The following is a 5,586-nucleotide window of genomic DNA, read 5'->3' as shown; positions in this document are numbered from 1 at the left end:
GTGCTAGCTTGGTTCTCAGTCGGTTTTTGTCCGCAAGCAGCAAGCGCCAACACGAAGAATAGAGCAACCAGTGAAACAGAAAGTTTTTTCATGATAAAATGACCTCCAATAATCGATGATGTCTTATTTGCGGTTGTATTTGGCGACCATCCGATCACCAAGCATTTGTAAAAGTTGAACGAAAAGGACAAGTATAACAACAGTGACGATCATAATATCCGTACGGAAACGCATATAGCCGTAGCGGAGCGCAAGATCGCCGAGCCCGCCTCCACCTACGACACCTGACATGGCGGAGTAGGAGAGCAGTGCAACAGCCGTTACGGTAACGGCTGAGATTAAGCCTGAGCGCGCTTCCGGCAGCAGAACGCGCCAAACGATTTGCCACGGCGTGGCGCCCATCGACTGAGCGGCTTCAATAACGCCGCTCTCGATCTCACGCAGCGCGGATTCGACCAGCCGCGCCAGGAATGGCGCAGCGGCGATAACGAGCGGCGGGATCGCGCCTTTCACGCCGATGGTGGTGTGCACGAGTACTTTCGTGATCGGAAACACCGATATCATGAGAATGACGAACGGCACGGAGCGCAGGATGTTCACAACTAATGAGAGCACGCCATATAGCGGAACATTTTGCAACAACTGTCCTTTGGAAGTAAGGAATAAAATAATGCCAAGGGCTAAACCGATAATGATGGTGAATAAGAGTGACCACCCCAACATGACAAGTGTATCGCCGGTTGCTTTTGCAATCTCAGCCCAGTTAATCTCCCAGGTCATATTCATGGGGTAATCACCTCCACATCCATTCCTTCTTGCTTCAATTTAGCAATAACAGTATCTATTTCCTCATGAGGAGCGCCAGATAATTGCACGACCAGCTGACCGTACGGCACACCTTTCATAGAAGAAATGGTGCCCTGCAATATGGCAAAGGTCACATTCGTCGACTTGACCGTTTCGAAGAGAATCGGTTCATACGTTTTGGCTCCGATATACGTAATTCGAATAACCGTTCCTTGCGTATTTCCTGAGTTCACGTTTGTTCCGTCATCCGTCACGCTGGCCGCGAAATCAGCAACTTGTCCAACGAAATCCTTCGTTACCGGATGCTGTGGTTGAAGGAAAACATCAAGCACTTTCCCGGTTTCGACGATTAAACCATTCTCCATGACAGCAACGCGGTCACAGATCGCGCGAATCACTTGCATTTCATGCGTAATCAGCAAGATGGTAATGCCAAGCTTCCGATTAATATCGAGCAGCAGGGCAAGAATCGCATTCGTCGTCTGCGGATCGAGTGCAGAAGTGGCTTCGTCACAGAGCAGAATGTCTGGATGGTTAGCCAGTGCTCTGGCAATGCCAACACGCTGCTTCTGTCCACCTGAGAGTTGGCTCGGATATTTGCCGGCATGGTCTTGCAGTCCTACCAATTCAAGCAGCTCTTTGATCCGTGCTGTTATCTCCGATTGTCCCATGCCGGCGAGTTTCAGTGGGAAGGCGATATTATCGGCAACCGTAGAGGAGGAGAGCAGATTGAAATGTTGAAAAATCATGCCGATCTTGCGGCGCTTTACTTGCAGTTGTTTGGCATTTAAACTTGTCATGTCTTCACCATCAATTGTGATGCTTCCTGAAGATGGACGTTCAAGTAAATTTACACATCGCAGCAAGGTGCTTTTCCCTGCGCCGGAGTGTCCAATGATGCCAAAGATTTCTCCGCGATCGATATGTAAATGGATCTGCTGGATGGCCGGTACACGTCCCGGTATATCCTCGTACACTTTTTGTAAGTTCTCGATATGAATCAGGATGAATACCTCCTATCCCAAGCAAATAATAATGTTTATATTTTTTGACCAACGGTAGATCATTTTATAAGAAAATGTAAAGGGAAGCAACAGCCAAAATATGAAAAATGAATGTTTCGCTGTGCATTGACGATGCATATATTTGCATATAAACTGAAGTTAAACGTTTCAACTAAGAAAGACAGCGCTTTATTACACAGATAAAACGCTATCTTTGATGAAGGACTCAAGGGGATGACAAATTTGACGAATTTGCAACAAAGGTTAAACGAAATCAAATCAAAGATTGCCGCAGTGGCCTATCAACTGCCTGTACTAGACAGCGGCTTCTTATTTCATCAAGACGTTAGAGATAATTTCTATTATGCTTCCTACTTATTTGCCGCTTCTCAGGTACAAGAGATTGCCTTTGACGGAGACCGCCAAATGGCGAAAACCAAAGCAGAAGCCATTCTTCAGCGTTTACTTGACTTGCAGGATCAGGATGCGCAAAGCCCAACGTATGGCCATTGGCCGTTAAATTTAAAACCAACGCCGCAGGAAGCTCCTAAAAACACACTGCCAGTGGAATTGATGGGAAGTTTAATGGTTTATTTTTATGATCGATACACGGACGTTCTTAGTGAGCCTTTGCGAAGCAATTTCGAGGAATCGCTTCAGCATATCTATAAAAGCAGCTTCTACCGCAAAAAGGTTGAACATTATAACCATCACGAAGCCAAATACACGGCGGCCAAACTCATTTTTGGGCAGCGTTATGATGATAAAGATCTGCTGGAAGATGGCATCACGAGCTTACGTCTTACGCTCCACCGGATTACCTCAATGGGCATGTCTGAGTATGGGGGGCTGCCGTGGTTCTGGCATTGGGTACAGGCATTTACGTGCGCGTGGCAGCTAATGAAGGATCAAGAACGGAAGGATCAGCTAGCTCAAATGCTGGATTATTTATGGCGCGTTCGTTCGACGTATTATCTGGGAGGTACATGGGTGGGACCGCACTCCAGAATTTGGCCTCACGATATGCCCAGGGATACGAATGTTCTGCATGATTATGTGCAGTACGGGGATTTTATGCTGCCTGAGGAAATGCCGCGAACTGAATTTGCAGGTTTTCTTGCGTATGAAGCTCCTGCCGATGCGCGTGAGCTCGCCTTGCATCGTAAGGCTCCAGTTGAAGTGAAATTCCGAATTCCCAAACAGGCAGGAACGGCTGCCAATGATGAGGATGTACTGCACAGCTATGCATATATCTCAGAAAGTTTTGCGGTAGGCGGTATTTACGAGCGTTTGCTTGAATTTGACAACGAACAACATCGGTGGGATGTATCGCTGCCGCTGGATGCGGTGCGAGGAGTCAATCATGCCTATTTTTTCCATCCAGCTCCTGGAAATAAAGGAGGAGATTTGCGGCATCAAAGCGAATTTTCAGAAGTGTTTTTTCACCAGAACACCGTTATTGCTCATTATCAAATCCCTGAAAACCACCAAAATCAAATTATTGGCTGCTTGCCAGCAGGAGAATGGGTGGAAGATGAGCATGTTTTGTTTGGCATTTGTGGTAATGCGTACATGGCTGTCTATGTCCAGCAGTCGTATGAACGAGAAGAGCGTGCCGACCGTTCCATTATTACGAGCAGTGGCAGCAATAATGCCGTTGTTATTGAATGTATCGACAAACATGATGCGATGAAAAAAGGGATTGCCGACCTACGTCAATTCGCAGACACGATGAAACACAAACACCCGGAGCATGCTCAGTCTGCAGATGGCAGTGCCATATTGACTTACACAACGCTAAATGATGATGTACTTGTTTTCAAAAGCGGCTCTGACCGCGAACTCGGCAGACTGGTAAATGGTCAAGCTGTTGATTTCGCTGCGTTCAAAGCCCCTTTAAAATAAAAGAAAAGAGGAGTTATCATGCCATTAGTGGATATGCCATTAGAGAAGTTGCTCGCTTATGAGGGACGCAATCCTCGACCTGAAGATTTTGATGCATATTGGGAACGGGCACTTGCTGAAATGAAAGCCGTTGATCCACAAATCGAGCTGCGTCCTAGTGATTTTCAAGTACCATTCGCTGAATGCTTAGATCTCTATTTCACAGGCGTGAAGGGCGCACGTATCTATGCCAAATATATTCGTCCTAAGCACTCATCCGCTCCTCATCCAGCAATCGTACAATTTCATGGCTATTCAGGTAATTCCGGCGACTGGTCGGATAAAGTTCAATATGCTGCCTTAGGGTACTCGTTCTTCTCCATGGATTGCCGTGGGCAAGGTGGCTTGTCCGAAGATGTAGGGGGCATGAAAGGGACTACGCTAAGAGGTCATATCGTTCGTGGTCTAGACGATCATCCTGATCAGCTGCTATATAGGGATATTTTTCTGGATACGGCGCAGCTAGCTGGTATTGCAATGAGCATGCCGGAGGTAGATGCACAGCGAGTAGGCGCCATGGGAGGTTCCCAAGGCGGAGCTCTGACGATTGCTTGTGCCGCATTGGAGCCGCGTATTAAGCGTTTGGCGCCCTTATATCCTTTCCTTAGCGACTACAAACGCGTATGGGAAATGGATCTGGCGAAGGATGCCTATCAAGAGCTCAAGGACTTTTTCCGCCGCCATGATCCGCAGCACAAGCGTGAAGAGGAAGTTTTCACCAAGTTAGGGTACATCGATATTCAAAATCTAGCGGAGCGGATTCAAGGGGAAGTCATGATGGCTGTGGGCTTATCTGACACCGTATGCCCGCCTTCAACGCAATTCGCTGCCTACAACAAAATCAAATCCCCAAAAAGCTACGAGTTGTATCCGGATTTCGGACATGAAGGACTTCCGGGCTTTAATGACAAGACGCTCCAGTTCATGCTGGGCTTATAATGCAAAAAATGACTCTCCCATCGATAGGATGGGAAGTCATTTTTTAATATCTATCAGGATTTGAAATGTACAACCGCACTGTAGAGCATTTTCCCTGCATTTGGGTCGAATGTGGTGTGATGTTGAACGGCGAAAACACTCAATAATAGCGCTTTGTTATTATCGACTTGTACATTAATTTGCTTTTCCAGCGTTCGCAAGTCATAAGCCTGAAAGAACTCAATTTTATTATCAATACGGTCCAATATAAAATCCATATCCGTAATCCTCCTAAGCAACATATGTGAAAATTAGATGACTTCTCTATTATAACGTCAATATCTGATATAGGAAGTGGCTTTGAATAGGCGTATACTGTAGTGGGACGCCTAAGAGGATACAAATGTTCCTTCGGAATACTTATTATTCCAGACAACAAGTATTAGGAAGTGATGTCGTTTTGAAGTCAACAAGGTTATTAATTGATTTCCTGAAGCTGAAATGGCCGTTGTACATCGCAGCCGCATTGTCGATCTCCGTAGGCAACATTGTATATTCGTATTACCCTAAGCTGCTAGGCAAATTTACGGATCAGCTTAAGGTAGGGGGCTTGAGTAGAGATTTAATTGTGACCTACAGCGAGCAACTCCTGATGATAGGTATTACATTCGGTGTTTTGACAGCAATAGGGCAGTATTTGATTATGCGAAACGGAAGACGATTCGAGTTTGTCGCTAGAAACCGATTGTTTGATCATTTTACACAGCTGGGAGCTACTTTTTACTCCAAAAACGGTGTCGGCAAGCTGCTGAGTTATGTGATGAACGATGTGACTGTCATCCGGGAATCCATTTCTATGGGGATTAACCAGATTGTGAACTCGGCAATTTTAATTATCGCTGTTGTTGTGACC

6 protein-coding genes are annotated in these 5,586 nt (G+C 46.0%); 3 read left to right on the top strand and 3 right to left on the bottom strand.

Features of this window, described 5'->3' with window-relative positions; all coding sequences use genetic code 11:
- Positions 1-123: 123 nt before the first annotated feature.
- Together AC1DUA_RS20985 and AC1DUA_RS20980 are read right to left on the bottom strand one after the other, a co-directional pair.
- Positions 124-786, bottom strand: a complete 663-nt coding sequence (locus tag AC1DUA_RS20985) for a methionine ABC transporter permease (RefSeq protein WP_477501621.1) — start codon at positions 784-786, stop codon at positions 124-126.
- Complete coding sequence (locus AC1DUA_RS20980) at positions 783-1,811, bottom strand: methionine ABC transporter ATP-binding protein (RefSeq protein WP_477501622.1); 1,029 nt, start codon at positions 1,809-1,811, stop codon at positions 783-785. Before AC1DUA_RS20980 ends, AC1DUA_RS20985 begins: the two co-directional genes overlap by 4 nt.
- A gap of 234 nt (positions 1,812-2,045) precedes the next feature.
- Between AC1DUA_RS20980 and AC1DUA_RS20975 the strand changes: the two genes are divergently transcribed.
- Together AC1DUA_RS20975 and AC1DUA_RS20970 are read left to right on the top strand one after the other, a co-directional pair.
- The gene (locus tag AC1DUA_RS20975) at positions 2,046-3,716 is read left to right on the top strand and encodes a hypothetical protein (RefSeq protein ID WP_477501620.1); all 1,671 of its coding nucleotides are present in this window, start codon (positions 2,046-2,048) and stop codon (positions 3,714-3,716) included.
- A gap of 18 nt (positions 3,717-3,734) precedes the next feature.
- Positions 3,735-4,694, top strand: coding sequence for an acetylxylan esterase (locus AC1DUA_RS20970; protein WP_477501619.1), 960 nt, complete (start codon positions 3,735-3,737; stop codon positions 4,692-4,694).
- 53 nt (positions 4,695-4,747) lie between these two features.
- Here AC1DUA_RS20970 and AC1DUA_RS20965 read toward each other — a convergent pair whose 3' ends face one another.
- Positions 4,748-4,951: a YrzA family protein gene (locus tag AC1DUA_RS20965; RefSeq protein WP_161408336.1), complete on the bottom strand. Its 204-nt coding sequence runs from the start codon at positions 4,949-4,951 to the stop codon at positions 4,748-4,750.
- Positions 4,952-5,076: 125 nt separating this feature from the next.
- Between AC1DUA_RS20965 and AC1DUA_RS20960 the strand changes: the two genes are divergently transcribed.
- On the top strand, positions 5,077-5,586 hold a 510-nt coding region (locus AC1DUA_RS20960; protein ID WP_477501618.1), incomplete at its 3' end, for an ABC transporter transmembrane domain-containing protein.

Source organism: Paenibacillus sp. 01T422 (assembly GCF_056398785.1).
The sequence above is the reverse complement of the archived record's forward strand: the minus strand, read 5'-3'. Positions and strand labels throughout refer to the sequence as shown.